This is a genomic window from Bacillus sp. 165, assembly GCF_017742235.1.
Lineage (GTDB): Bacteria > Bacillota > Bacilli > Bacillales > Bacillaceae_G > JAGHKQ01.
The window spans coordinates 35,128-61,304 of record NZ_JAGHKQ010000006.1; the positions used below are offsets into that span (position 1 = coordinate 35,128).

The 26,177-nt window shown below is 40.2% G+C and carries 25 protein-coding genes; 1 reads left to right on the plus strand and 24 read right to left on the minus strand.

Annotated elements, in window-relative coordinates; translation table 11 throughout:
* Positions 1–2: 2 nt before the first annotated feature.
* The 7 genes from plsX to J7Q84_RS10880 all read right to left on the minus strand — a co-directional run bounded on the left by plsX (position 3) and on the right by J7Q84_RS10880 (position 7,608).
* On the minus strand, positions 3–1,013 hold the full coding sequence (gene plsX, locus J7Q84_RS10850; protein WP_209094581.1) for a phosphate acyltransferase PlsX: 1,011 nt from the start codon (positions 1,011–1,013) through the stop codon (positions 3–5).
* Complete coding sequence (gene fapR, locus J7Q84_RS10855; protein ID WP_209094582.1) at positions 1,010–1,594, minus strand: transcription factor FapR; 585 nt, start codon at positions 1,592–1,594, stop codon at positions 1,010–1,012. Before fapR ends, plsX begins: the two co-directional genes overlap by 4 nt.
* A gap of 99 nt (positions 1,595–1,693) precedes the next feature.
* The gene (gene recG / locus J7Q84_RS10860; RefSeq protein WP_348519847.1) at positions 1,694–3,733 is read right to left on the minus strand and encodes an ATP-dependent DNA helicase RecG; all 2,040 of its coding nucleotides are present in this window, start codon (positions 3,731–3,733) and stop codon (positions 1,694–1,696) included.
* On the minus strand, positions 3,733–4,614 hold the full coding sequence (sdaAA, locus tag J7Q84_RS10865; protein WP_209094778.1) for an L-serine ammonia-lyase, iron-sulfur-dependent, subunit alpha: 882 nt from the start codon (positions 4,612–4,614) through the stop codon (positions 3,733–3,735). The genes recG and sdaAA overlap by 1 nt, the downstream gene beginning before the upstream one ends.
* Before the next feature lie 21 nt (positions 4,615–4,635).
* A complete protein-coding gene (gene sdaAB, locus J7Q84_RS10870; protein ID WP_209094583.1) occupies positions 4,636–5,298 on the minus strand; it encodes an L-serine ammonia-lyase, iron-sulfur-dependent subunit beta in 663 nt (220 codons plus the stop codon).
* Positions 5,299–5,549: 251 nt separating this feature from the next.
* Positions 5,550–7,223 (minus strand): DAK2 domain-containing protein, encoded by a 1,674-nt coding sequence (locus J7Q84_RS10875; RefSeq protein WP_209094584.1) that lies wholly within the window; start codon positions 7,221–7,223, stop codon positions 5,550–5,552.
* A 22-nt stretch (positions 7,224–7,245) separates the two neighbouring features.
* A complete protein-coding gene (locus J7Q84_RS10880; protein ID WP_209094585.1) occupies positions 7,246–7,608 on the minus strand; it encodes an Asp23/Gls24 family envelope stress response protein in 363 nt (120 codons plus the stop codon).
* A 373-nt stretch (positions 7,609–7,981) separates the two neighbouring features.
* Between J7Q84_RS10880 and rpmB the strand changes: the two genes are divergently transcribed.
* Entirely contained in the window at positions 7,982–8,170 is a 189-nt protein-coding gene (gene rpmB / locus J7Q84_RS10885) for a 50S ribosomal protein L28 (RefSeq protein WP_129726809.1), read from the plus strand.
* A 108-nt stretch (positions 8,171–8,278) separates the two neighbouring features.
* On the opposite strand, the gene spoVM is transcribed toward rpmB, so the two are convergent.
* The 17 genes from spoVM to J7Q84_RS10970 form a co-directional block, all read right to left on the minus strand.
* A complete protein-coding gene (spoVM, locus tag J7Q84_RS10890; RefSeq protein ID WP_209094779.1) occupies positions 8,279–8,359 on the minus strand; it encodes a stage V sporulation protein SpoVM in 81 nt (26 codons plus the stop codon).
* Positions 8,360–8,426: 67 nt separating this feature from the next.
* Positions 8,427–9,083 (minus strand): thiamine diphosphokinase, encoded by a 657-nt coding sequence (locus J7Q84_RS10895; RefSeq protein WP_209094586.1) that lies wholly within the window; start codon positions 9,081–9,083, stop codon positions 8,427–8,429.
* Between the two features lie 133 nt (positions 9,084–9,216).
* On the minus strand, positions 9,217–9,864 hold the full coding sequence (gene rpe, locus J7Q84_RS10900; RefSeq protein WP_209094587.1) for a ribulose-phosphate 3-epimerase: 648 nt from the start codon (positions 9,862–9,864) through the stop codon (positions 9,217–9,219).
* Between the two features lie 2 nt (positions 9,865–9,866).
* Positions 9,867–10,748: a ribosome small subunit-dependent GTPase A gene (gene rsgA, locus J7Q84_RS10905; protein ID WP_209094588.1), complete on the minus strand. Its 882-nt coding sequence runs from the start codon at positions 10,746–10,748 to the stop codon at positions 9,867–9,869.
* Between the two features lie 22 nt (positions 10,749–10,770).
* Positions 10,771–12,735, minus strand: a complete 1,965-nt coding sequence (pknB, locus tag J7Q84_RS10910) for a Stk1 family PASTA domain-containing Ser/Thr kinase (RefSeq protein WP_209094589.1) — start codon at positions 12,733–12,735, stop codon at positions 10,771–10,773.
* An 8-nt stretch (positions 12,736–12,743) separates the two neighbouring features.
* Complete coding sequence (locus J7Q84_RS10915) at positions 12,744–13,496, minus strand: Stp1/IreP family PP2C-type Ser/Thr phosphatase (RefSeq protein WP_209094590.1); 753 nt, start codon at positions 13,494–13,496, stop codon at positions 12,744–12,746.
* 4 nt (positions 13,497–13,500) lie between these two features.
* A complete protein-coding gene (gene rlmN, locus J7Q84_RS10920) occupies positions 13,501–14,586 on the minus strand; it encodes a dual-specificity RNA methyltransferase RlmN (RefSeq protein WP_209094591.1) in 1,086 nt (361 codons plus the stop codon).
* A 2-nt stretch (positions 14,587–14,588) separates the two neighbouring features.
* A complete protein-coding gene (gene rsmB / locus J7Q84_RS10925) occupies positions 14,589–15,923 on the minus strand; it encodes a 16S rRNA (cytosine(967)-C(5))-methyltransferase RsmB (RefSeq protein ID WP_209094592.1) in 1,335 nt (444 codons plus the stop codon).
* A gap of 1 nt (position 15,924) precedes the next feature.
* Positions 15,925–16,863, minus strand: a complete 939-nt coding sequence (gene fmt / locus J7Q84_RS10930; protein ID WP_209094593.1) for a methionyl-tRNA formyltransferase — start codon at positions 16,861–16,863, stop codon at positions 15,925–15,927.
* 15 nt (positions 16,864–16,878) lie between these two features.
* A complete protein-coding gene (gene def, locus J7Q84_RS10935; RefSeq protein ID WP_209094594.1) occupies positions 16,879–17,349 on the minus strand; it encodes a peptide deformylase in 471 nt (156 codons plus the stop codon).
* 11 nt (positions 17,350–17,360) lie between these two features.
* Complete coding sequence (gene priA, locus J7Q84_RS10940; protein WP_209094595.1) at positions 17,361–19,769, minus strand: primosomal protein N'; 2,409 nt, start codon at positions 19,767–19,769, stop codon at positions 17,361–17,363.
* A complete protein-coding gene (gene coaBC, locus J7Q84_RS10945; protein ID WP_209094780.1) occupies positions 19,766–20,971 on the minus strand; it encodes a bifunctional phosphopantothenoylcysteine decarboxylase/phosphopantothenate--cysteine ligase CoaBC in 1,206 nt (401 codons plus the stop codon). Before coaBC ends, priA begins: the two co-directional genes overlap by 4 nt.
* Positions 20,972–21,283: 312 nt before the next feature.
* Positions 21,284–21,496: a DNA-directed RNA polymerase subunit omega gene (gene rpoZ, locus J7Q84_RS10950; RefSeq protein ID WP_209094596.1), complete on the minus strand. Its 213-nt coding sequence runs from the start codon at positions 21,494–21,496 to the stop codon at positions 21,284–21,286.
* Positions 21,496–22,113, minus strand: coding sequence for a guanylate kinase (gmk, locus tag J7Q84_RS10955; RefSeq protein WP_209094597.1), 618 nt, complete (start codon positions 22,111–22,113; stop codon positions 21,496–21,498). The genes rpoZ and gmk overlap by 1 nt, the downstream gene beginning before the upstream one ends.
* Positions 22,114–22,126: 13 nt before the next feature.
* Positions 22,127–22,396, minus strand: a complete 270-nt coding sequence (gene remA, locus J7Q84_RS10960) for an extracellular matrix/biofilm regulator RemA (protein WP_209094598.1) — start codon at positions 22,394–22,396, stop codon at positions 22,127–22,129.
* A gap of 66 nt (positions 22,397–22,462) precedes the next feature.
* Positions 22,463–23,338, minus strand: a complete 876-nt coding sequence (locus J7Q84_RS10965) for a YicC/YloC family endoribonuclease (RefSeq protein ID WP_209094599.1) — start codon at positions 23,336–23,338, stop codon at positions 22,463–22,465.
* 93 nt (positions 23,339–23,431) lie between these two features.
* On the minus strand, positions 23,432–26,143 hold the full coding sequence (locus J7Q84_RS10970; protein ID WP_209094600.1) for a calcium-translocating P-type ATPase, SERCA-type: 2,712 nt from the start codon (positions 26,141–26,143) through the stop codon (positions 23,432–23,434).
* Positions 26,144–26,177 lie beyond the last annotated feature (34 nt).

Genomic DNA, 26,177 nt, shown 5'->3' on the forward strand with positions numbered 1-26,177 from the left:
TATTACACTCCCTCTTCTTCTAATATAGATTTCTCCTGCTCTACAATCTGCTGAATGGTTGATGTAACATGATTCCCCACCATCTCACGAGTTTGACGAATAGCATTGAATATTGAATTCGCATTAGATGAGCCGTGAGCTTTAATAACAGGTGCTTTTAGTCCAAACAACCCAGCCCCGCCGTACTCTGAGTAATCCATTTTCTTTTTTAATCCCTTCAACTTCGGCTTTAAGAGCGATGCTGCCAATTTACTTGTCAATGAACTTGTCAATTCTTCTTTCAACATGGAAAAGACAGACAAAGCTGTACCTTCAATTGCTTTTAATGCAACATTTCCCGTAAACCCGTCACATACAACAACATCCGCAACTCCTTGCAGTAAATCTCGCGCCTCTACGTTCCCGACAAAGTTCATAGAGGAATTCTTCAGCATATCAAATACCTGTTTTGATAAATCGTTTCCTTTACCATCTTCCGTACCTACATTCAATAGACCTACACGCGGACGAGAGATACCGCGTACTTTTTCTGCATAAATCGAACCCATAATCGCATATTGATAAATATGCAACGGTTTTGCATCTACATTTGCTCCTACATCGAGCATGATAAAACCTTTACCATCCATTGTCGGAAGCGTTGGCGCTAGAGCCGGTCGCTCTATTCCTTCTATACGACCAACAATGAACAAGCCCGCTGCCATTAAAGCACCTGTATTTCCTGCAGAAATACAGGCATCAGCTGCTCCTTCTTTTACTTGCTGCGCCATCAAAACCATGGATGCATTTTTCTTTCTCCGTACAGCACGAACCGGTTCGTCCGTACCAGCAATAACTTCGTCTGTATGTATGATAGAAATGCGTGCTTCATCTGATAAATATGGTCGGATTTTCTTATCATCTCCGATTAAAGTAATAGAGATATCCGAAAATTCTTTAACAGCCTGCATCGCTCCTAGTACAATTTCCTTTGGAGCGTGATCTCCACCCATTGCATCTATTGCGATTCTCATATGTTACCTTCCTCACTCGTTTGACTTTGTCGATACATCTCGAATGTCCCTGTAAATACGATTTCGGTTCCGACAAAACTTTTCACATCTACAACAGTCCGGCCCTTAATATTTTCTATATTTGTGACCTTAGCTTTAGCAACCACACGTTCCTTCAGTTTAGCTGGTCGTACATAGTGAATACTTGCTTTCACTGTTAGTGCTAATTCGTCATTGATAACCGCTACTGCGAGAGAATTAGCTTGTGCAAACAAGTGATGTCCGCGCGCGATGTTATTTCGTTTAAATATATGTTCTTGTTTGACATCGAAGATAGAAATCGCATGCCGGTCTAATTCAATGTCAACAATTTCTCCAACAACTTCCTCAATAGGAAGTGACTTGACATCCTCTTCTAACTGCTTTGCTGCGACGTTTTTTATGCGTTCCCGCAACTCCGGGATGGACAACTCTAGTCTGTCTAATCGTATGGTTTGTATACTAACCTGAAATTTTTCAGCCAGTTCTTCATCTGTAATAAACGGATTTTCTGTTATAGTTTCCTTTAATAACTTTTGTCTCTCTTTTTTATTTCTACGCATTTATAACGCCCCTGTTTTTATGACTAGGTACTAATAGTAGTATATGATTAAAAAAAGCAGAATGCAATAAAAAAATGCATCTGCCCTTTATCATCCCCATTAATCCAATTTTTCACCTTGAAATAGGCCTTCTTCTTCAAGGTAATGACGAAGGGGAGCATATTGTGAACTTTCCCAAAATGCCTTAGATTCAATTAATAAAGCTGCATCTGCTCTTGCAGCTTCTAACGCTCTGTAATCATGTACCATATCAGCAATTTTAAACTCCGGCAACCCGCTTTGCTTGCTCCCAAAAAAATCTCCGGGTCCGCGAAGCTCTAAGTCTTTTTCAGACAACACAAACCCATCGTTCGTTTCTGTCATAATCCTCATACGTTCTTTACCTACTTCTGATTTTGGGTCAGCAATTAAAATACAGTATGACTGCTCACTTCCTCTGCCAACACGGCCGCGAAGCTGATGAAGCTGCGATAAACCAAAGCGCTCAGCATCATAGATTACCATCATCGTTGCGTTAGGTACGTTTACACCTACTTCTACTACTGTAGTAGAAACTAATATCTGCACTTCATTTTGACTGAACCGGCGCATAACTTCTTCCTTTTCTTGAGAAGAAAGTCTTCCATGCATTAAGCCGACCTGACACTTGCCATTAAAGTGAAATGAAAGCATGCTATGTAAATCAATTGCATTTTGAACATCCAGCTTTTCAGATTCTTCAATAAGCGGACAAATAACATAGGCCTGTCTTCCCTTTTGAATTTCCTTTTCCACAAAAGTAAGCACTCGTTCAAACATTTCATGCTTAGCCCAATAGGTTTCAATTTTTTTGCGTCCTGCTGGCATCTCGTCAATAATGGACACATCCATCTCTCCAAATGCAGTAATAGCCAATGTACGAGGAATAGGGGTGGCTGTCATAAATAAAACATCTGGATTTTGCCCTTTCTCCCTAAGTACCCTGCGCTGCCCTACTCCGAATCGATGCTGTTCATCCGTAATTACAATACCGAGATTGGCAAAATTGACTTCCTCTTGAATCAGCGCATGCGTACCGACAAGAATATGTACATCACCTGCTTCTAATCTGCTTAATATTTCCCTTCTTCGAACTCCTTTTACAGAGCTGGTCAATAACTCCACATGTACATTAAATGGATTGAGCAGTTCTTGCAGTGATTGAAAGTGCTGCTCTGCCAAAATTTCAGTCGGTACCATTAACGCTCCTTGATAGCCGGATAAATGTCCTGCATACATTGCAATGGCTGCCACAACCGTTTTACCTGACCCTACATCGCCTTGCAGCAACCTGTTCATTCGATAAGGTGATACTAAATCATTTGTTATTTCAGCAACAACGCGTCGCTGCGCTCCTGTTAACGGAAACGGAAGTTTTTTTATGAAAACTTCCAACTCAGACGAGTCAAAGACTTTTGGTGTACCATGAGATTGTTCCCGCTGAATTTTTCGCAAAGCTTGCATTTTCAACTGAAACATAAAAAACTCTTCATACACCAATCGCCTACGCCCTTGCTTCACGCTCTCTTCATTTAATGGGATATGCAGCGCACGAACAGCTTCGAGACGAGGCAAGAGCCTGTATTTTTGCAGCAGCCCTTCTGGCAGCATATCTGACATTTGATCTCCGTACTGTCTAAGCGCTTGTTCAATATAACGGCGCATTGTTTTCACTGTAATTTTCCCTTTGACTGAGTATACAGACTCCATTCCTTGCTTTTTCACAAGAGAACCGAAATGAACTTCTGAAGCAGCGATAGTTTGGCGATGTTGATCCCATTTCCCAGAAACAGTGACAGTTTCGTCCATTACGACCTTATCTTTATAGTACGGTCGATTAAAGCACACAATATTTATTAAATAGCGTCCTACTAAGACACGAAATGTCAACCGTGATTTTTTCTTACCAAAATATTGCAAAGAAGGGAAGCTATGAATCTTCCCTTCAATCGTTACACGTTCTTCATGCTTCACTTCTGCTAAATCTTTCATGGAATAATCTTCATAGCGATATGGAAAATGTTCCAACAAATCCAAAACCGTTCCAATGCCCATCTCTTGAAGAAGAGCTGCTGTTTCTTCTCCTATACCCTTTACATTTGTTACTGGTATCTGTATCACTATTTATTCAGCGCCATACCAAAGATTTTCGCCTCCAGCTCACGGCCGGTTGGTGTTGCCGCCAATCCTCCTTGTGCTGTTTCTCGAAGTGCAACTGGCATTGTCTGTCCTATTTTATACATAGCATCAATCACTTCATCGCATGGGATTCTGCTTGTGACTCCCGCTAACGCCATATCTGCCGCTACCATTGCATTGGCAGCTCCCATTGCATTTCGTTTTACACATGGAACTTCTACAAGGCCTGCTACAGGGTCACATACTAATCCTAGCATATTTTTAAGGGTTATAGCCATCGCTTCAGCCGCCTGACTTGGTGTGCCGCCCGCCATTTCAACAATTGCAGCAGCGGCCATTCCGCTTGCCGAACCGACTTCTGCTTGACAGCCTCCAGCAGCTCCAGATATAGAAGCATTATTCGCCACTACAAATCCGAATGCACCTGCTGTAAATAAAAATTCAATCATTTCATCACGTGTCGGCTGCAGCCTATCTTTAACTGCAAATAAAGTTCCTGGGACCACTCCTGCCGAACCGGCTGTCGGTGTTGCACAAATTGTCCCCATCGCCGCATTCACTTCATTCGTTGCAACTGCTTTACTTACTGCATCTAAAATAAGGTTTCCTGACAGTGCCTTTCCGCTATTAATATACTTTTGCAGTAAGACAGCATCACCACCTGTTAAACCAGTAACAGATTGCACACCTTTCAACCCTCGTTCGACAGCTTGCTCCATTACTGTCAAGTTTTGATCCATTTTACTAAAAATCTCTTCACGGGTACGACCCGTTACGTTCATTTCCTGTTGAATCATAATTTCTGCTATTTTCACACCTTGGCTCTCTGCAAGCTCAACAACTTCAGCTACATTTCGAAACATCATTTGATTACCCCTTCTCTTTTATTCTACCATTCGTGTAACTTGCAAAATATTAGGCAAAGATTTCAATTCTTCCATGACGTGCTCGTCTATATTATGGTCTACCTCAATAATCATAAGTGCAGTTTGTCCTACTTCTTTACGAGACACTTCCATATGGCCTATATTAATGCGATATTTAGTTAAGATATTGGCAACTGAAGCAATCACACCATAGCGGTCATTATGAACTACCAATATGGCTGGATGCGCACCACTAAGCTTGAGCTCAAAACCATTGAGTTCAACAATTTCAATCGTCCCACCTCCGATAGAGATACCAACGACCTCAAGCTGATCCCTTTCATCTGAGATAAGCACACGTGCTGTATTTGGATGATCTGTCACAGCATCTTCTTCGATAAAATCTATTTCCATTCCAGCTTCTTTTGCCAAATTCAAAGACTCAGGAATTCGAGGATCATGCGTATCGAAATCTAACAGACCTCCGATAATGGCAACATCTGTCCCGTGTCCCTTATACGTTTGCGCAAAAGAACCATATAAAGATACTACTACTTTTTTCGGTTGTCTTCCGAATAGTGTGCGGGCTACACGTCCAATTCGTGCGGCACCGGCTGTATGTGAGCTTGAAGGTCCAATCATAATAGGACCGATGATATCGAACACAGATCTATACTTCATCAGTTTACTCCCCCTATAAACATAATCCATTGCCTGATTTATCCTACTTCACTTTAGAGTATTAAACACACAGATGCAAGAAAAAATATATTTGAAAACGCTTTCTAAATCGTACTAAAAGACGTCGCATTTGTACACTATTTTTCTGTCTTAATTATACACTGTATTTTCACGCTTTACCTTTTTTTCATTTTTTAAGCTTCCATAACATTTAAAAATCCCATTCACCTAAGTAAATGGGATTTCACATTTTATTCAATTGAGAAAATATAAGAATACAGCGGTTGATTTCCTTGATGAACTTCTACTTCAAGATCTTCAAATGCATCTTCTATGAACAACTTCAGCTGTTCAACTTCTTGATCGGATACATCTTCCCCTTGCAATACCGTTAAGATTTCATCATCTTCATCCAGCATCTGAGATAAAAGCTTTTTCGCCGTTTCTAACTTGTCACCATGTGTTGTCACAATTTTCCCCTCTGCAATACCCATGAAATCATTTTTCTTGATTTCCACTCCGTCGATTTCTGTATCACGGACTGCATAGGTTATTTGACCTGTTTTCACATGAGTCATGGCTTCCTTCATAGATCCTTCATTATCCTCCAAACTCACGCTCGGATTGAACGCTAATAAAGCTGCCATTCCTTGTGGTACTGTTTTTGACGGAACAACCACCACTTCTTGATCCAGAACGGAAGCAGCTTGCTGCGCTGCCATCACGATATTACTGTTATTTGGTAAAATAACAATCTTCTCTGCATTAGCCTCCTGCGCTGCCTTTACAATATCCTCCGTACTCGGATTCATTGTTTGGCCACCCTCAATCACTACAGTTGCACCGATGCTTTCAAACAATTTTTTAATTCCGGATCCCATAGCTACCGTGACGATACCATACTCTTGCTTTTCCTTCACTGCAGGGATCTCGGCTTGTACATGCTCTTCTTCAAACAGCAGATTACTATGCTGCTCACGCATGTTTTCAATTTTAATGTTGATTAAGCTTCCATATTGCTGGCCGTAGTTCATTGCCTCACCCGGATACTCGGCGTGAATGTGTACTTTGACGATCTCATCATCGGATACCACAAGCAAAGAATCCCCATGCACACTAATATCATTACGGAATTTCTGTTCAGAGAACGGAGTATTCTTTAGCTTTTCAGGGTCCAGCTTCACCATAAATTCGGTACAATATCCATACTCAATATCTTCTGCACTCAGCTGACTTTGTACACTTTTATGATGTTCAGCTTTTACCATTTGCGTCATAGAAGGTGTTTGCACTGCAGAAGTAATTTTTTCACCTTTTAATTCTGACAAAAAGCCCTCATAAATAACAACCAGTCCTTTGCCGCCACTGTCCACTACTCCTACTTGTTTCAATACAGGCAGCAAATCAGGAGTGCGGTTTAAAGACAGGTTCGCTTCCTTCACTACAGCTTCCATAAACGGAAGAAACTCTTCATGCTTCTTGGCAATGTTAATCGCTTGCTTTGCAGTATCTTTAGCAACGGTTAAAATAGTACCCTCAATTGGCTTCATAACTGCTTTATAAGCCATTTCCACACCGGATTCCAGCGCTTGCGCAAAATCTGCCGTTGTAATTTTCTCTTTATGCTCAACAGATTTGGAAAACCCTCTAAAAAGCTGAGATAAAATAACGCCTGAATTTCCGCGTGCACCCATTAATAGACCACGTGCCAAACTGCCCGCTACTTTTCCTACATGATTATTGAGATTGCTTCTTACCTCATTTGCGCCAGAAGTAAGCGATAAATTCATATTTGTACCAGTATCACCGTCTGGAACGGGAAAGACGTTGAGTGCGTCCACCAACTTTACGTTATTTGTTAAATTGTTGGCACCTTGAAGCACCATCTGCGCAAAACGCTTTCCATCAATTTGCTTAATTGACACAGACCTTCCTCCTTATTGCAAATCAAGGGTTAGTTACTTTAACCCCTTGAACATAGATGTTTACTGAATCCACTGCTAGTCCTACAGTTTGATCTAACGTATATTTCACCTTCGTTTGCACATTGTGCGCTACCTCTGAAATTTTTGTACCGTAGCTCACAATAATATACATATCGATATGTACGTCATCTTCCTCTTGACGAACGACTACCCCACGGGTAAAGTTTTCTTTTCGCAAGATTTCTGTCAAACCATCTTTGATTTGATTTTTAGAAGCCATTCCTACAATACCGTAACAATCCACTGCGGCACCACCCGCAATTGTAGCGATTACGTCTGTGCTGATATCAATTTGACCATATTGCGTTTTAATTTCGATTGACATTACTTTTTCCCCCTTTGGAAATAGTCAAAGTGAGCTAATGAAAACCACTTACTACTATGATATACTGTTTTCAGCAAAAATTCCATGTGCCTTCTACTGTTATGACATAGAGTGGCTGAATAAATATTTACACAAAAGCTGCACTTTAAATCGAATTATTTTTATTTATAAAGACTAAATTGCACAAAACATCCCATTTGTATTATACAACATAATGCTCTATGTTATGTCAAGTAAATTTTCTTGATTTCTTTTTTTAACACTGTTGCATTCTGAAATTACTTGTGTTAAATTATAGTAGTGTTTTTCAACATATCGAAAACAATAAATATGAAGTTTGAGTTATGTTAAGGTAGTTAGGAGGGAAATATAGATGGCTCGTGTTTGTGCAATTACTGGTCGTAAAGCTCGCTCTGGTAACTCTCGTTCTCACGCAATGAATGCTACTAAGCGTAAGTGGGGTGCTAACCTTCAAAAGGTTCGTATCGTTGTGAACGGAAAAGTGAAGCGTGTATACGTTTCTGCTAGAGCATTAAAATCTGGCAAGATTGAGCGCGTTTAATAAATAAAAGAGCCCGTACAGGCTCTTTTTTTATTTTTACCCTGCACGTAATTACATACAAAATAATACTTAGTGTATAACAATAAAAAGCACCAAATGCGGTGCTTTTTAGCTTTTTTTAAACGTATTCAGCATCGCTCGCACAATTCCACCTAAAAACTTCGGTAATTTAATCGTATAAAATCTCATACTCTCCCTCCTACTCCCTGTCAAAACTTACTGTATTTTAATTAAGCAATAGAGTAATTGTTTCTTGTTAATCAGTACTTCTTACCACCATTAATATGCCAGTTTCAAATGAAAAAGTACCTTTTTCCTCGTTCAATTCGTTACTTACGCAAAGAGTAGAGCCCCAATGAAGGGTTTTGTTTATTAAAGGATATTTGAAGCCATTTAAATTTATACCTGTTACAATATCAGTTACAGGCAAAAAAGAGAGATAGGGAAAATCCTGTTCCTGTTGCACTTCATATATCCCAGGATTTTTCAATGAAATTTTATTTTTATAGTCTATGAGGTGGATATCTATATTGCTATTCAATCCTTTAATCAGCATTTGAATATTCGCCAAGGCATGATCTAACCGTCCTCCGGTTGCTCCAAAAATACGAATCAACTTTGGACGTTCCTTAATAGCCCAGTTTAGAGCCAATTCTAAGTCCGTTTGATCTTTTTCTTTTGGAACAATATGCAGTTCACTCGTCTGCTCCTTCATCCAATTTAATTCTTCTTCTGTAACTGAATCATAATCTCCAAATGCTGCTTCAGGTACAATGCCTTGCTTCAGCAAACGAAAGACCCCCCTATCTGCTGCTGCCCATATAACATCACGTTGTTTATAAGCTTGCAAGTCTGGTATAGCTTCTGCTGGCCCGCCAGCAAGAATATGAATAATCACGTTGCTCTCCTCCATTACTAATAAACAGAAGCCGCTCTCCCTATCGCTGGAAAGTTATTCAGCATATAGAAGCTAGAGAACCTTCCTGTTTCCTGAAATTGGCTCTTTTGTATAAAAGGCAATCCGTTTCGGATTGCCTCTTCCTTATTTAATATCCGCGAATGTCGCGAATAGCTCGCGCGCGGTTTTTTTGATTATATATAGCTGATCCTGCTACAAGCACATTAGCTCCCGCTTCAATGCACAGACGAGCAGTTTCAGCATTGACGCCTCCGTCTACTTCAATTTCAACATCTAAGTTACGTTCACGCACCATTTCTGCAACCTGTTTAATTTTAGGCAACACAGCATGAATAAAGCTTTGACCACCAAATCCAGGATTTACTGTCATTAATAACACCATATCAATCTCATCCAAAACATGCTCAATCATCGAAACAGGCGTGTGAGGATTCAGCACCACTCCAGCTTTAATACCATGTGATTTAATCAGTTGGATGGTTCGATGTAAATGAGGACATGCTTCTGTATGTACTGTAATAATATCTGCCCCCATCTTGGCAAAAGTCGGAATATACTGATCTGGATTTTCAATCATCAAGTGAACATCCAACGGCAAAGAAGTTATGGGGCGAATGGCTTCTACGATGAGGGGGCCTATTGTAATATTCGGTACAAAATGACCATCCATTACATCAACATGAATGTAATCTGCTCCTCCCCTTTCAACATCCTTAATTTCTTCTCCTAATTTTGCAAAATCTGCTGAAAGAATTGATGGTGCGATTTTAATCATGGCTAGTACCTCGGCTTTCTTTCTCTTATTTCTTTCACGAACTCCACATAATGGTTATAACGGTATTCAGCAATTGTCCCTTCTTCAAGTGCGGCCTTCACCGCGCATTTTGGTTCGGATAAATGCGTACACCCTCTAAATTTACAGTATTGACTATGTTCCCGCATTTCTGGAAAGCAACCTGTCAAATCTTCTACTTCTACATCAATAAAATCTAATGAACTAAAACCAGGAGTATCCGCTACTAGACCAGATCCTACCTCAATCAGCTCCACATGCCGCGTTGTATGCTTGCCTCGGCCTAAGTGTGCAGAGATCCCGCTTGTACGCAGCTCCAAATCAGGCCTCAACATGTTTAATAACGAAGATTTCCCCACTCCCGATTGTCCAGCCACTACCGAGATACACCCTTGAAGATATGGACGCAATTGGTCTATACTTTCCGCAATAGAAGTAGATGTGAATAACACATCGTACCCTACAGCTCGGTAGTCATTCGCATACCTTTCCATTTTGCTGTATGTTTCTCCGTCAACCAAATCCATTTTACTGATGCAGATAACAGGAGTAATATGATTAAATTCTATTAATGTTAAAAAACGATCTAACAAAAGTGGATTAAACTCAGGCTCAACTGCTGAAAATACAAGAATGGCTTGGTCTACATTGGCGATTGGGGGACGAATCAACTCGTTTTTTCTATCCAGCACTTCCAATACGTAGCCTTCCGTTTTATTTTCAGCTTGAAAAACAACTTTATCCCCAACCAGCGGTGTAATTTTATTCTTACGAAATACACCTCTGCCTCGGCACTGCGTAACTCCATCTTCATGCGCTACGTAGTAAAAGCCGCTCAAAGCTTTTATGATTTTGCCTTCTGGCATACACTCACTCCTTGACTTTCCTTTACTCACTAGGATATGGAACCTCTTTTTCAACAATAGTGACTCCATCTCGCACAATTTTATACTTTGCTTTTTTCCCATATGGAATAACCAGTTCTATAGAAAGAGTTATGTTTGACGTTATGGAACGTGTTTCTACAGGCTCCGCCATAGTATGCTCCATATCCTCTTTATAAACCTCAACCGTTTGAGGGGCATTTGGTTTTTCCGGATCGGGCTCGTATGGAATAGATACATTAATTTTGACCGTTTCAGGCGGCTGTTCTTTTGGCCCCATAGAAATCGTTACAGAAAATGAATCTTCTTCCTTCAGCTTTGTTCCGGCTTTTGGGCTTTGAGAAATAACATAACCTTCTGTGATCGTATCTGAATATTCCGTTTTCCATTCTACATTTAAATTTTTATCAACGGCATATGTTTCTACACTGCTCTTCGCCCAGCCCTTAACATCCATCAAGGATATTTCCTTAGGCCCTTGACTTACCCATACTAACACTTTCTGCTCTTTTTCTATTATTTCTGTATCCGGGTCTGGTGATTGTCGTATGATTTCTCCTTCGGGCTTATCGCTCTCTTCCTCAAACTTTTCTACACTGAGATAACGATTTTTCAACTCGCCCATCACTTGATCATACTTTAAACCGATAAAATTCTCCATTTTTTTCTTTTCTTTACCAGCAGACTTATAAATGGTAATGGACGAATTTTCCTTCACTATACGTCCTGCTACCGGATCTGTTTTTATGACGATTCCTTCTTCTATCGTATCGTCATAAATCAATTTAGGCGAAGTAACGTGAAAGCCTTTATTAGCAAGAACGGTTACTGCTTTATCATAATCCAGTCCCGATACGTCAGGTATTGTAACATTTTTAGGCATAAATAGATCCGGAATGACCGTAACTGCCAATATCCCGCCTCCTGTTAATAGGAGGAAAATCGCCAACAGAATTTTCAAAAGAGAAAATCGCTTCTTTTTTTCAGGCTCATTTTTAACTGTTTCTGTACCTTTACTTTCAACTGCACGCGGCAGGACAATCGTATCTTCACTATCACGGTCAGCGAAATTTTCTTGTTTGATAATTGGAATAGCTCTTGTTGCCTCATTATCTTCAGGAATAATAAACTTTTTCTCGTTCGCTCGTTCCGGATATAGAGCTGTTTCAATATCTTGCCTCATTTCGTCCGCCGATGAATATCGATGAAACGTATCTTTAGCAGTTGCATGCAGCACAATATTTTCTACACTCTGCGGAATATCAGGATTCCATATTTTAGGGGATGGTGTATCGTTTTGTAAATGTTTCAAAGCGATAGACACCGCCGATTCACCAGAAAATGGAGGTCTTCCCGTTAACAACTCAAACATCACAATTCCGAGAGAATAGATGTCCGATTGCTTATTTGCTACTCCACCTCTTGCTTGCTCTGGCGATAAATAGTGCACAGAACCGAGAACCGAATTAGTATGAGTAATGGTTGTCGCACTGGTAGCTGTGGCAATTCCAAAATCTGTGACTTTTATTTCGCCATTGTACCCTACCAATATATTTTGCGGCTTGATATCTCGATGCACAATCTCAAAATGATGGGCGTGAGCCATAGCTGACGTCAGCTGCTCCATTATATCAAGTGCTTCTTTTACAGATAGCATTCCTTTTTGCTGTATGTATTGTTTTAATGTTTGACCATCCACATACTCCATTACTAAATAATAAATACCGTCTTCTTCGCCGACGTCATAGATATTTACGATATTGGGGTGAGACAACGTAGTAACAGATTGAGCTTCTCGATGGAAACGCTTTATAAACTCTTCATTGTTGGAATAATCCAAGCGAAGAATTTTTACGGCTACATCTCTTTCTAAAATAACGTCGCGAGCCAAATAGACATTCGCCATTCCACCGCCGCCAATCATCCTTATCAGCTTATAACGGTCATTCAAGCGCTTTCCGATCATCACGTTGTACCTCACCCTCCTTCATTAGGAGATTCACCGTAATCAATAATAATGAGAGTAATGTTATCTTCTCCGCCAAGCTCATTGGCGCGATTTACAAGTATTTCCCCCTTAGATTCAATGTCCCCTGGCGATGTTAAAACACGATTCATCTCTTCTATAGACACTTTGTTCGATAAGCCGTCAGAGCATAATAAAAGCTTATCATCTTCCTCTATCACAAGCGTTTTTATATCTAAATCTACTTGTTTTTCTGTCCCCAGCACTCGTAATAACACATTTTTACGCGGATGATACGCAGCATCTTCCTTTGAGATTTCACCATATCGCACAAGTTCATTGACAAGAGAATGATCCTCTGTCATCAGGGACAACTCTTCCTCTGACAACATATAACAACGGCTGTCTCCGATATGACCAATAGTAACGAAACTATTTGCACAAATAGCAACAACGATAGTTGTTCCCATACCCTCACATGCGGAATTCTCCCCTGCATGCTTAAATAAACGCTCATTAATTATTTCTACGCGTTCTTTAAGCCACTGCTCTGCTTTTTTGGGCGTATCAATATTATACGTTTGCTCCCAATAGCTATTAAATAGCTGCGTGGTCATCGAGCTTGCTATATCCCCTGCTCGATGACCACCCATACCATCTGCTACAACAGCGAGAATGTCTCCATCCATATTATGGAACACCCCTCCGTTGTCTTCATTACGCTGGCGTACTTTACCCTTATCTGTTAGAAAAAAGGTTTTCACGTTTTCACCTCGTCTCCTCTTGACGCTCCTTTGCACGAAGCTGACCGCATGCCGCATCTATATCATGCCCGTGCTCACGGCGGATTGTCACATTAATCCCGTGCTTCTTTAATGTTTTTTCGAATTCAAAGATTTGAGTTTTCGGTGTTCTTACATAGTTGCGTTCTGGTACATAGTTTACAGGTATTAAATTGATATGGCATTTTAACCCTTTCACTAATTGAGCTAGCTCCTCCGCATGTTCGACAGTATCGTTTTCTCCACCGAACAAACCGTATTCAAACGTTACACGACGACCGGTTTTCTCGGTATAATAGCGAATAGCTTCCATTAAATCAGGTAGCTTGTACGCACGGTTGATAGGCATAAGTTTTGTACGTAATTCAGTGTTCGGGGCATGCAAGGAGATAGCAAAATTGATTTGCATATTTTCATCTGCAAATTTATATATTTTTGGAATAATACCGCTTGTGGAAACAGTAATGTGGCGAGCGCCTATATTTAATCCTTTATCATGATTTATAATGCGTAAAAATGCCATCAAATTATCATAATTATCAAACGGCTCACCAATCCCCATAACTACTACAGAACTTACCCGCTCATGTAACTCATCTACTGCACGCTGCACCTCTAATACCTGTGCTACTATTTCACCCGCTTCTAGGTTACGTTTTAATCCCCCTAATGTAGAGGCGCAAAACGTACATCCAATGCGGCATCCTACTTGCGTAGTGACACATACAGAATTACCATAATCATGTTTCATCAATACTGTCTCAATGGAATAGCCATCATGCAGCCCAAATAAAAACTTCATTGTGCCGTCGGAGGACACCTGTTTCACAATTGTTTTTAAAGTTGTAATGTCAAAGGAATTCGACAATTTTTCACGCATTCCTTTGGATAAGTTTGTCATTTCATCAAATGTTTTAATTCTTTTAATATACAACCATTCAAAAATTTGCGTCGCACGAAATGGCTGTTCACCTTGTTCCTTCAACCACATTTGCAAATCCTGCAGCTCCAATGAGTAAATAGAGGGCTTTTTGGCAATTTCCTGTTTTTCTTCTTTTACTTTCACTTCCATTTTTATACCTTCTTTCGTAAACAAGCAATATAAAATCCATCTGTTAAAAAATAATGAGGTAAAATCTGAACTTGTCCTTCATGTACATAATTTTGGAGAGCACTTGGTAAACGTTCTTGTATACTATTATCCCATTCAAATTCAGGATGCCGTTCTAAAAAAGCTTCGACAACTTCTTCATTTTCCGTACGTTCTATTGTACATGTACTATAAACAAGTCTGCCCCCTTTTTTTAATAAAGGAGTCACTTCTTCTAATATGGCAAGCTGAATATCCGATAAACGTTTGCTGTCTTCTTTTGTTTTATTCAGCTTAATATCAGGCTTCCTTCTAATTACACCAAAACCTGAGCACGGTGCATCAACAAGAATTTTATCAAAACTTTCCGTTTCATAATGCTCTCCTGCTTTTCGAGCATCCAGTGCTTGACATTCTACATTGTTCAAATGAAGACGGCGAGTTTGTTCTTGAATAAGACGCACTTTATGCGGATGAAGATCTAACGAGACGACTTTACCTTTGCCATGCAGCAGTTCAGCAATATGACAGGTTTTTCCTCCCGGTGCAGCACAGCTGTCTAAAATCACATCATCTTCACTTGGATCCAAAACACGTGCTACCAGCATAGAGCTTTCATCTTGTATAGAAAGAAGACCTTCTCGAAATGCACTTGTATGAGCAATATTCCCTTTTTTTATCTTTATAGCATCCTCTGATAAATCACCTGGCTGCGCTTCTATTCCTTCTTGCTCAAGTGTATGCAATGCTTCTGTTACTGTCAGTTTACTTACGTTCACTCGCCCGGTTGCATCAGGAGGTAACAGGTTTACTTCACACATCTTTTTTGCTGCATCCAGCCCATATGCCTCAATCCATTCTTGTACTAGCCACAACGGGTGACTTGTTTCAATGGCAAGCCGTTTTGCTGGGTCGCTTATATCATCAAGAGAAGGAACTCCTTGTCGTTGAATGGAGCGGAGTACTCCGTTTACCATGGACGCTATCCCCTTGTGTCCTCTTTTTTTCGCTATTTCAACCGCTTCAAAAATTACAGCACGTGCAGGAATGCGATCCAAAAATTCCATCTGATATAGGGACAGACGAAGCAACGGTACCACCCAATTTTCCAGCTTTTTACTATTTTTTATAAAAGGAGCTAAATAATACTCCAATACATCCTTTCGTTGAATTGTTCCGTAAACAATTTCTGTGAGAAGACCTGTATCTTTTCCGCTCACCTTGTATTTCTCGATTAGCTGATTTAATAGCAAATTGCTGTATGCACCGCTTTTTTCTATTTGCAGCAATCCTTCTAAAGCTATTTCTCGTACTTTCATGTTAGTCTCCTAGTTTCATGCCGATTTCGACCCCTGCACCTCGCAAGAACTGAGAACCGGTCATACGTTTTTTACCGGACGGTTGTAGATCAGTGATTTTAATGGCTACAGTATTGCCTGTCCCAACGACAATACCGTCCTTTTCAACAGCAATAATTTTTCCTGGTTCATTTGGCGTCAAGAGCTCCACTTTTTCTCCCCACCAAATTTTCACTGTCTGTTCTCCAAGTGTAGTATAGGCAACCGGCCATGGATGTAAGCCGCGAATGTGATTGTATATCGCTTCTCCACCCTTTGTCCAATCAATTCTTTCTTGTTCTCGTTTTATATTATACGCAAATGTTGCTTTTTCTTCGTCTTGCGGAATCGGTGTAATGCTTCCTTCAAGTAATGCAGGAATTGTTTCTGATAACAACTGAGAACCTGCTTCACTCAATTTATCATGCAGAGTACCTACATTATCCCTCTCAGTAATAGGAACTTCCACTTGCTTTAACATATCACCAGCATCCAATTTTTCAACCATGTACATGATTGTAACACCTGTTTTTTCTTTTCCTTGAATAATGGAATAATGAATAGGCGCACCGCCTCTCAATTCAGGCAATAACGAAGCATGCACATTAATGCAGCCATATTTAGGTGCTTCTAGAAGCTCCTTTGGTAAGATTTGTCCGAATGCAGCCGTCACTACTAAATCTGGTTCAAATGCCAACACTTTTTTGTATTCTTCTTGTTCCTTAATTTTTAGCGGCTGCAACACAGGTATTTCATGCTTTTCCGCCTCTACTTTAACAGGTGGCGGAGTCATCACTCTTTTTCGTCCGACCGGTCGATCAGGTTGAGTTACAACAGCAACCACTTCATAGCCGTCCTCAATCAGCCTTCTCAACACTGGGACTGAAAAGTCAGGTGTGCCCATAAATACAACTTTTACCATAGTATCTCCTTCTTTCTACTCTAACTCTTCAGGCTCATAGTATTTTGTAACTTTTGATGTAAACAATACACCGTGCAAGTGGTCAATTTCATGTTGAATCGCTCGAGCTAAAAATCCTCTTGCTTCTAAAACAAATACCTTCCCCCGACGATTTTGTGCTCGAACCTTCACATAATTTGCCCGCTTCACTTCACCATAAAGGTCCGGAAAGCTTAAGCAGCCTTCTGGACCAATTTGTTCTCCTCTTTGCTCTAAGATAACAGGATTTATTAAATCGATTCTGCCGTGCTCATCATCCACATCAACAATAGCAACTTGTTTGCTAATACCGACTTGAGGCGCAGCCAGCCCGACTCCGTCCGCAATTAACATCGTGTCATACATATCCTGTAAAAGTTTCACCAATTTTTTATCAAAATGCAACACTCTCTCACAAGGTGTTTCTAGTACTTCATTCGGATACTTCACAATTTCTAATACAGCCATTCTTTCCTCCACTACATTAACATTGTTGGATTGAAATCAATTGCGATTTGCAATTCATTCTTAATCATGTCAGTTTGATAATGTTCATTTATTGTACGCAATATATATTTTAATTGCGGTTCCTGCTTGTATTTTATCATGCATTGATATCTATATCTATTTTTTATCCGCGGTATTGGGGATGTCACTGGACCAAGAATAATCGTTTGCTGTGAGCATTTTTGACGAAGGAAGGATACAATCTTTTCCGTGACATGCACTGCTTTCAGTAATTCCGGATGTGAAACCGTCACTAGCGCTAAATAATAATACGGCGGATATTGATATAGTTTTCTTATATGCATCTCTCTTTCAAAAAATAAATCATACTGCTGATGGCGTGCCAACTCTACGCTGTAATGCTCGGGAGTATACGTTTGAATCACTACTTCTCCCGGTAGTTTATGTCTGCCAGCACGCCCGCTAACTTGTGTCAGGAGCTGATACGTTTTTTCACTCGCTCGAAAATCCGGCAAATGCAGCATCGTATCTGCTGTTAACACTCCTACAAGCGTGACGTTTGGGAAATCAAGTCCTTTCGCAATCATTTGTGTTCCCAGTAATATATCAGCTTTTCCTTCTCCGAATTTTGTAAGCAGCTTTTCATGAGAACCTTTACGGCTCGTTGTGTCTACATCCATGCGAATAACCCGTGCACTGCCAAACAACTTCATCAATTCTTCTTCGACTTTTTGCGTTCCTGTACCAAAGAAACGAATATACGAGCTATTACAAGCAGAGCACTCTTTTGGCAACGGCTCTTCATGATTACAGTAATGGCATTTCAGCTTATGCTGATTGCGGTGATAGGTAAGAGAAATATCACAATTTGGACACTGCATAACAAATCCGCAATCACGACACATGACAAACGTAGAATGCCCTCTTCGATTTAAGAAAAGCACTGACTGCTCTCCTTTTTGAAGACGGTCTTCTATCTTCTCATATAGTACCCGAGAAAACATAGAACGATTACCACTCCGAAGCTCATCTCGCATATCTACAATCTCCACTGTCGGAAGAGCTTGTTCGTTCATCCTCTTTGTCATGCTCAGCAGATGATATACGCCTTTACTTGCACGTGCGAAAGTTTCCAACGTCGGAGTAGCACTGCCAAGTACAACAGGACAATTATGAAACTGAGCTCGATGAATAGCTACATCCCTTGCATGATAACGAGGATTATCTTCCTGCTTATAGCTTGACTCATGTTCTTCATCAATAATGACAATACCTAAATTTTCAAATGGTGCGAAAATTGCAGAACGTGCTCCAACAACAACACTGACTTCTTTACGCATGATTTTCCGCCACTCATCATATTTTTCCCCCACAGAGAGTGAACTGTGAAGAACAGCAACCTGAGAACCAAATCGGCCTTTAAAACGTTCAACCATCTGTGGGGTCAATGAAATTTCTGGCACCAACACAATAGCTTCCTTGCCTGTTTTTAATACCTCTTGAATCGATTGGAGATACACTTCTGTTTTTCCGCTTCCTGTCACTCCATACATTAAAAACACTTCATGCCGATTTTCTTGAATGGAGGATAGAATCGGACCTATCGCCAGTTCTTGTTCAACGGTTAACCGCAGAGGTTTGGTTTGCGAAAAGCGGCCATCTTCATAAGGATCTCGATACACTTCTTCATACTTTTCTTCTAGATATCCTTTTTTAATTAATGACTTTACAGGTCCTTCCGTAATTTGAAGAGTATCCGTTATTTCTTTCAACGTAACTTTTCCATAATTCTCTAAAAAGAAAAACAAAATATCTTGTTGTTTTGTACTTTTTTGCTTATGTGCTGCTTCTTCAATTTGTTCGAACGGGACACTCGGAAAAACCACTCGTTGCTTCTTTTTTTGAACTTTATCTTTCACTTCGTACACTACTTCTACTGCTTGATTGGCAATCGCTTTTTTGATAGAACGATAAACATGAGGGTTTTGCTCTACTTCTTTCCAATCAAGGCTGTCTTTTTTAAAAAATAAATGTTGAATCTCTTCTGGTAAGCCGTTCCTGTTTTGAATTTGCAATTGCTTATTGTATGTGGCTTTGATTGCAGTAGGGAGCATTGCTTGAAAAGCAGAAATAGTGAAACATAATGTTTCTTGTGTGAGCCAAAATCCTAGCTGCAGTAATTCTTCATTTAAAGCAGGCGTTACGTCCAAAAGCTCCTCTATTTCCTTCAACTTGTCAGCTGGTACTTCTCCGTCTTCTTTAATTGCAATAATAAAGCCCTGCAATTTCCGGGACCCAAACGGTACTACTACTCGAATTCCCGGTTGGACAAGATCTTCCCACCTTTCTGGAATAAGATAATCAAACGGGCGATCCGTCTGTCTTGCTGGAATGTCTACAATGACGCTTGCTACCTTCATACCCTGTCCTCTGTTAAAAGAGTGTGTATTTCGATTAGCAGAGCTTGAGCCACATCTTTTTTCGACATAATCGGAAGGGAAAGTTCGTCTCCGTTGCGTTTGTATATCGTAACGATATTTGTATCTCCTCCAAACCCAGCTCCTTCTACTGACACATTATTAGCTACAATCAAATCGAGATTTTTCGCTTCTAGCTTTCTTTTTGCGTACTCTGCTACATGTTCTGTTTCTGCCGCAAATCCAACCAGAAGCTGATGCTTTTTTTTCTCTCCTAATGTTTTTAAAATATCTGTTGTCCTCTCTAGTTCCAATACTAGATCGCCTGTTTTTTTCTTCATTTTTTCTGCATGCACAAATTTCGGCCGATAATCAGCAACTGCCGCCGTTTTGATGACAGCATCTACAGAATTATAGTATTCTATGACAGCCTCATACATATCCTGGGCTGATTGAACACTGATCAGTTTTACGTTGCCGGGTGGTTGTATGTTTGTTGGTCCTGATACAAGAATAACATCGGCACCAAGTCTTGCTGCCTCCTCCGCGATAGCATATCCCATCTTTCCAGTAGAACGATTGGTCATGAAACGAATTGGATCAATTTTTTCTCGGGTAGGGCCAGCTGTAACAAGTATACGTTTTCCTTTTAACAGCTTTGGATTTTCATATTCCTCTCGGAGTATTTCGACAATAGTTTCTGGTTCTTCCAACCGACCCTTTGCTACATATCCACATGCTAAAAACCCTTCTCCCGGTTCAATAAAGCGATAACCAAAGCTATGTAATACCTTCATATTCTTCTGTACTGCCGGGTGTTCATACATATGTACATTCATAGCAGGAGCAATCCACACAGGCGCAGTTGCTGCTAATAATGTGGTAGTAATCATATCGTCAGCGATACCGTTGGCAAGCTTCCCAATGACATTGGCTGTAGCAGGAGCCACTAAAATAATATCTGCCCAGTCAGCCAAATCAATATGAGAAATAACAGCCGGTTCTTTTTCATCAAACGTATCCGTATACACAGCATTACGAGATAAAGCTTGAAAGGTAAGAGGGGTAACAAATTTCGCAGCAGACTCACTCATCATCACCTTTACATTCGCACCCGCTTGTATCAATTTACTTGTCAATGCTGCTGCCTTGAATACTGCTATTCCACCTGTCACACATAACAATATGTTTTTCTTCATCAGTATTCGCACAAGATATCCTGAATTAGAAGCATGATCCCCATGTTCTTAATCAGGGAGGAATGGTCGTTTCCCTCCTGTGCTCCTCCTCTCTGGTCATTGAGTTCTTAGTGAACAACCAAGCAAGCTGTCACACATGAATAAAAGATTATATTGCATGGCATATATTATCCCGCGATTTTCTTTCCATTCAAATAGTACCATATTTTCGTCTGTATTAACGTAGCTTTTCCCGCTCATTGATGTTTCGTTTCATGCTTTCAGACTCTTTAAAAAAATAACAACCTACTCGTAAATAGGTTGTTCTCTGAATACATATTATTTTCGTCCTGTATATTCTTGTGGTTGATAACGTAAGAAACCTTCTTCAATTTCCTCCAACGCTCTGCCCACAAATTTGTGAGAAACAGGTTGCTGTATATGAGAATTTTCATTCTCTTGCAATTCACGAGCGCGTTTAGACGCCACTGTTACAAGGGTGTACTTAGAATCAATTTTTGTCATTAAAGAATCAATAGATGGATATAACATTATTCTACCTCCGTCATTTGCTTATAATATTTTGATACGCGATCGCGGCGACAATGCTCCGCTACTACGATAGCTTTAATCCGTTCGCAAGCAAGCTGTACTTCGTCATTCTCTACCACGTAGTCATAAGCATCCATCATATCGATTTCTTCTTTTGCTACAACTAAGCGGTTTTCAATAACATCATCTGCCTCAGTGCCGCGCCCGACAATTCGACTTTTGAGTTCTGATAAACTAGGAGGTGCTAAGAATATAAATACCCCTTCAGGAAAAGCTTCCTTTACTTGTAGAGCCCCTTGCACTTCAATTTCCAGAAACACATCTTTTCCACTCTGAAGAGTTTCTTCAACGTAATCGACTGGAGTTCCGTAATAGTTACCTACAAACTCTGCCCATTCCAGCAGTTTCTTATTTTGAATCATGTTTTCAAACTCTTCTCTTTCATGGAAAAAATAGTCTACTCCATGAACTTCTCCTTCACGCGGCTTGCGTGTTGTCACAGAAATGGAATATTGCAGCTTTATATCTTGTTGATCGAATAAAGACTTCCTAACAGTCCCTTTCCCTACACCAGAAGGTCCGGAAAGAACGATGAGCAATCCTCTTTCACTTCTCATATATATGTAAACCCTACCCTTCGTCAGTTGAATCTTCCTTATTGCTTCCATTTAACCGTTGAGCAATTGTTTCTGGTTGAATTGGACTTAAAACAACATGTCCATCATCCATAATTATAACTGCCCTTGTTTTTCTGCCATACGTTGCATCAAGCAATATATTTTGATCACGTGCGTCTTGCACTACACGTTTAATCGGAGCCGATTCCGGACTTACAATCGCAATAATACGATGAGCCGATACAATATTCCCGTAACCAATATTTAGCAACCGCATGCTCATTCCCCGTACCTCCTAGTAAGTCTAACCGAATTGACTGTACAATATAACCTATCGCACTTTTAACAACTATTCAATATTTTGAACTTGTTCTCGAATTTTTTCAAGATTATTTTTCATTTCTACCACATATTTTGAAATCGTTAAATCATTTGCTTTCGAACCAATCGTGTTAATTTCACGATGCATTTCCTGTACAATAAAATCTAATTTGCGTCCAACTGGATCTTCAGAGTGCAAAGCTTCTTTAAATTGCTCTAAATGACTGTTCAAACGGACAGTCTCCTCTGTAATATCACAACGGTCTGCAAACAATGTCACTTCGGTCAGTAGACGTTGTTCGTCTATTTGCATTGTTTGTAATTCCTTCAATTTATTTTCAACACGCTCCCGATATTTTTCTACTACAGCAGGAGCATATGGAATAATCGCATTTACACATTGCTCTATGTCGTCTAACCGATAGAGCAAATCATTTAGTAATTGATTGCCTTCACGCTGGCGCATTTGCTTTAAAGCCGCGGCTGCATTACGGACAGCTTCATATAAACTTACTTCAAATTTCTCATTTATTTGTTCAGCTTCTTCTATCGATGTAACTTCAGGCATCATAATCAATTCCTTAGCTGAAATGGACTCATGTAACTGAAACTCATCTTGCGTTTGCTGCAAAATGCTCCTGTATTCCTTCAGTAACTCCCAATCTACACGAAGTTTTCTCTTAATAAGCCCTTCTCCTTCAACAAGAATGGAAACTTCTAAGCGTCCCCGTTTTACCTCTTCTTGAATGATTTTTCGAATTTTATCTTCAAATGCCATCATTTGTTTTGGAAGGCGGATGTTCATTTCTAAAAAACGGTGATTGACCGATCTCATTTCCACTGTAATCTGAAATTGTTCTCTTTCAGCCTTGGCTCGTCCAAAACCCGTCATGCTAGTAATCATTAGTATCACTTCCAAATAGTAATTTACAATGAAAAAGGTAATAGAGACACCCCTACTACCTTTTCCGATTATAACATATTATTTTCTTCTTGACTATTTCAAGTTGACTTGTTTTTTGTAAATAATTGGTTTTTCCTTGTTTTTCGTTAAAAGAGAGCCTACTAATAAAAATGTTGGAATAGCAGACAACCCAATAATCAGTAACCAATCACGCGATTTAATTGGCAATGTATCAAAAATTGGCTGGAATGGAGGGTAGTAAATAACTACCAGCATCAAAAGCAAGGAGATAATGACAGAGCCCACTAAATACATGTTTCCGAATGGATTGCGATGAAACACGGAATGTTCGCTTCGACAGTCGAAGACAAGAATTAATTGTGATAAAACTAATGTCGCAAACGCTACCGTTTGAGCATATTTTAATTCGTTTGGATTTTGATTGTAGGCAATAATAAAAGCGAGAAGCGTAACAAACCCAATCATAAAGCCGCGGCTAATAATTTTCCATCCCAACCCTCTTGCAAATACTCCTTCTTTCGGATGACGTGGCTTTCTTTTCATTACATCATCTTCAGGAGAATCCAGTCCAAGTGCCATAGCCGGCAAGCCATCTGTTACAAGATTGACCCACAAAATTTGGATAGGTACGAGCGGGAGTGGCAATCCGAGCAGCATTGCGAACAGCATAACAAGTATTTCACCCACGTTCGAGGCTAATAAATAACGAATGAACTTGCGAATATTTTCATAAATATTACGTCCTTCATTGATTGCGGCCTTAATCGTAGCAAAATTATCATCTAATAACACGAGAGATGATGCTTCCTTAGCAACATCTGTTCCTGTAATACCCATTGCTACACCAATGTCGGATGCTTTGATAGCAGGAGCATCATTGACTCCATCCCCCGTCATAGCTACAATATGTCCTTTATTTTGTAGTGCTTTTACAATCTTTAATTTATGCTCTGGGGATACCCGTGCAAATACATACGTTTCTTCTACTCTCTCCTCTAAGTCTTCGACGGACATTTGTGCAAGCTCTGCTCCTTCAATAACCATACCTCCTGCTGGCAAAATGTCCAGCTGAGAGGCGATTGCTGCTGCTGTGACCTTATGATCTCCTGTAATCATAATAGTTTTAATACCCGCTTCCCTGCACTCCCTGACGGCCTGCTTCACTTCCGGCCGCGGCGGGTCAATCATGCCTTGCAATCCGATAAACATAAGATCGCTTTCTGCCTCTCGTTCTGTTGCCACTTGACCTTCTCCAAGAGGTTTATAGGCTATGGCAATTGTCCGCAGCGCTTGCCCGCCCAACTCAGTAATCGCTTGTTGTACACCATTTTTATAAAATAAAGTTAGCGGCTGCTGCCTATCATTCCACAATATTGTCTTACTTAATTGAAGAAGCACGTCAGGAGCACCTTTTGTTACGACAAATCGTTTTCCGCGACGATCCTTTACAATAACACTCATCATTTTTCGGGTGGAATCAAATGGAAACTCTTTTACCACTTCAAATTGCTCTGTCAGCGCTTCTCTTGTCAATCCTGCTTTCATCGCTGCAACTACAAGCGCTCCTTCAGTCGGATCTCCATCTAATATATATTCTTTCTTCTTACGAGTGATATTGGCGTTATTGCATAGATATCCAAACGTTAATAGTTGATAGACAGATCGCACCTCTGTCGGATTTACTTTAGTGCCGTCCCGAGAAAATTCTCCACTTGGCGTATAGCCTTGCCCGTTCACAGTCCAAGTATTTCCGCCTGACCAAAGATGTGTGACCATCATTTTATTTTGTGTTAATGTTCCTGTTTTATCTGAACAAATAACGGATGCACAACCTAATGTCTCAACTGCTGGAAGCTTGCGTACAATCGCTTTCTTTTTAATCATCCGCGTCACACCAAGCGATAAGGCAACTGTTACAATAGCCGGCAGTCCTTCCGGAATTGCAGCTACTGCTAACGAAACTCCTGCCAAAAACATATGATAGATGTTATTTCCTTGATATACGCCAATTAAAACAACTAAAGCTGTTAAAAATAATGCCACCATAATCAAGATTTTACCTAACTGTTCTAACCTGCGCTGTAACGGCGTTTCCATTTCTTCTGCATTTTGCAGCATATTTGCAATTTGTCCCATTGCTGTATTCATGCCTGTGCCAACAACAACTCCTGTTCCTGATCCGCGGGTGACCATTGTTCCCATAAAGGCCATGTTTGACTGATCACCAATTCCAATATTTCCTCCACTAATGACATCTACCTTCTTTTGAACTGGTACTGATTCTCCAGTTAGCGCAGACTCTTCTATGTATAGACTTGCTGCTTCCACAATTCGGATATCTGCTCCGATACGGTCTCCGCTGCTAAATTTGATGATATCTCCAATAACGAGACCCTTTGAAGGAATCTTCAACCAATTCCCATTTCTCCTTACAGTAACTTGCGGAGCTGCCAGCTCTTTTAACGCTTCCAGTGACTTTTCAGCGCGGCGTTCTTGGATAAAGCCAAGAATTCCATTAATGATAACGATGGCCACAATTGCTACCGCATCCACTATTTCTCCAAGCAACGCAGAGATGATAGTTGCACCTATGAGCACTAGCACCATAAAATCTTTAAATTGTGCTAAAAATACAAGAAAAGCAGATGGGCGTTTTGCCTGCTGAAGCTCATTCAGACCGAAATGTTTCAGTCGCGCATGTACCTCCTGCTCAGATAAACCTGCCTTTACATTCGTATTGGTTTTCTCTTCGACTTCATGAGTACGCAGTTCATACCAATTCATTCTTTCACCTCTAATCTTTTCTCTACTGCAATCT

Coding starts and splice junctions, on each gene's coding strand:
- fapR (WP_209094582.1), bottom strand. CDS start 1,594: ATGCGTAGAAATAAAAAAGAGAGACAAAAGTTATTAAAGGAAACTATA.
- rpe (WP_209094587.1), bottom strand. CDS start 9,864: ATGATTAAAATCGCACCATCAATTCTTTCAGCAGATTTTGCAAAATTA.
- rpoZ (WP_209094596.1), bottom strand. CDS start 21,496: ATGTTATATCCATCTATTGATTCTTTAATGACAAAAATTGATTCTAAG.
- rpmB (WP_129726809.1), top strand. CDS start 7,982: ATGGCTCGTGTTTGTGCAATTACTGGTCGTAAAGCTCGCTCTGGTAAC.
- J7Q84_RS10895 (WP_209094586.1), bottom strand. CDS start 9,083: ATGGAGGAGAGCAACGTGATTATTCATATTCTTGCTGGCGGGCCAGCA.
- rsmB (WP_209094592.1), bottom strand. CDS start 15,923: ATGAAAGTACGAGAAATAGCTTTAGAAGGATTGCTGCAAATAGAAAAA.
- rlmN (WP_209094591.1), bottom strand. CDS start 14,586: ATGGAAGTGAAAGTAAAAGAAGAAAAACAGGAAATTGCCAAAAAGCCC.
- rsgA (WP_209094588.1), bottom strand. CDS start 10,748: ATGCCAGAAGGCAAAATCATAAAAGCTTTGAGCGGCTTTTACTACGTA.
- sdaAA (WP_209094778.1), bottom strand. CDS start 4,614: ATGTTTCGAAATGTAGCTGAAGTTGTTGAGCTTGCAGAGAGCCAAGGT.
- remA (WP_209094598.1), bottom strand. CDS start 22,396: ATGAGCATGCGGTTGCTAAATATTGGTTACGGGAATATTGTATCGGCT.
- def (WP_209094594.1), bottom strand. CDS start 17,349: ATGGCTGTATTAGAAATTGTGAAGTATCCGAATGAAGTACTAGAAACA.
- J7Q84_RS10880 (WP_209094585.1), bottom strand. CDS start 7,608: ATGTCAATCGAAATTAAAACGCAATATGGTCAAATTGATATCAGCACA.
- sdaAB (WP_209094583.1), bottom strand. CDS start 5,298: ATGAAGTATAGATCTGTGTTCGATATCATCGGTCCTATTATGATTGGA.
- fmt (WP_209094593.1), bottom strand. CDS start 16,863: ATGGTAAAAGTTGTATTTATGGGCACACCTGACTTTTCAGTCCCAGTG.
- J7Q84_RS10970 (WP_209094600.1), bottom strand. CDS start 26,143: ATGAATTGGTATGAACTGCGTACTCATGAAGTCGAAGAGAAAACCAAT.
- gmk (WP_209094597.1), bottom strand. CDS start 22,113: ATGAGAAGTGAAAGAGGATTGCTCATCGTTCTTTCCGGACCTTCTGGT.
- J7Q84_RS10965 (WP_209094599.1), bottom strand. CDS start 23,338: ATGATTACTAGCATGACGGGTTTTGGACGAGCCAAGGCTGAAAGAGAA.
- spoVM (WP_209094779.1), bottom strand. CDS start 8,359: ATGAGATTTTATACGATTAAATTACCGAAGTTTTTAGGTGGAATTGTG.
- priA (WP_209094595.1), bottom strand. CDS start 19,769: ATGAAGGTAGCAAGCGTCATTGTAGACATTCCAGCAAGACAGACGGAT.
- plsX (WP_209094581.1), bottom strand. CDS start 1,013: ATGAGAATCGCAATAGATGCAATGGGTGGAGATCACGCTCCAAAGGAA.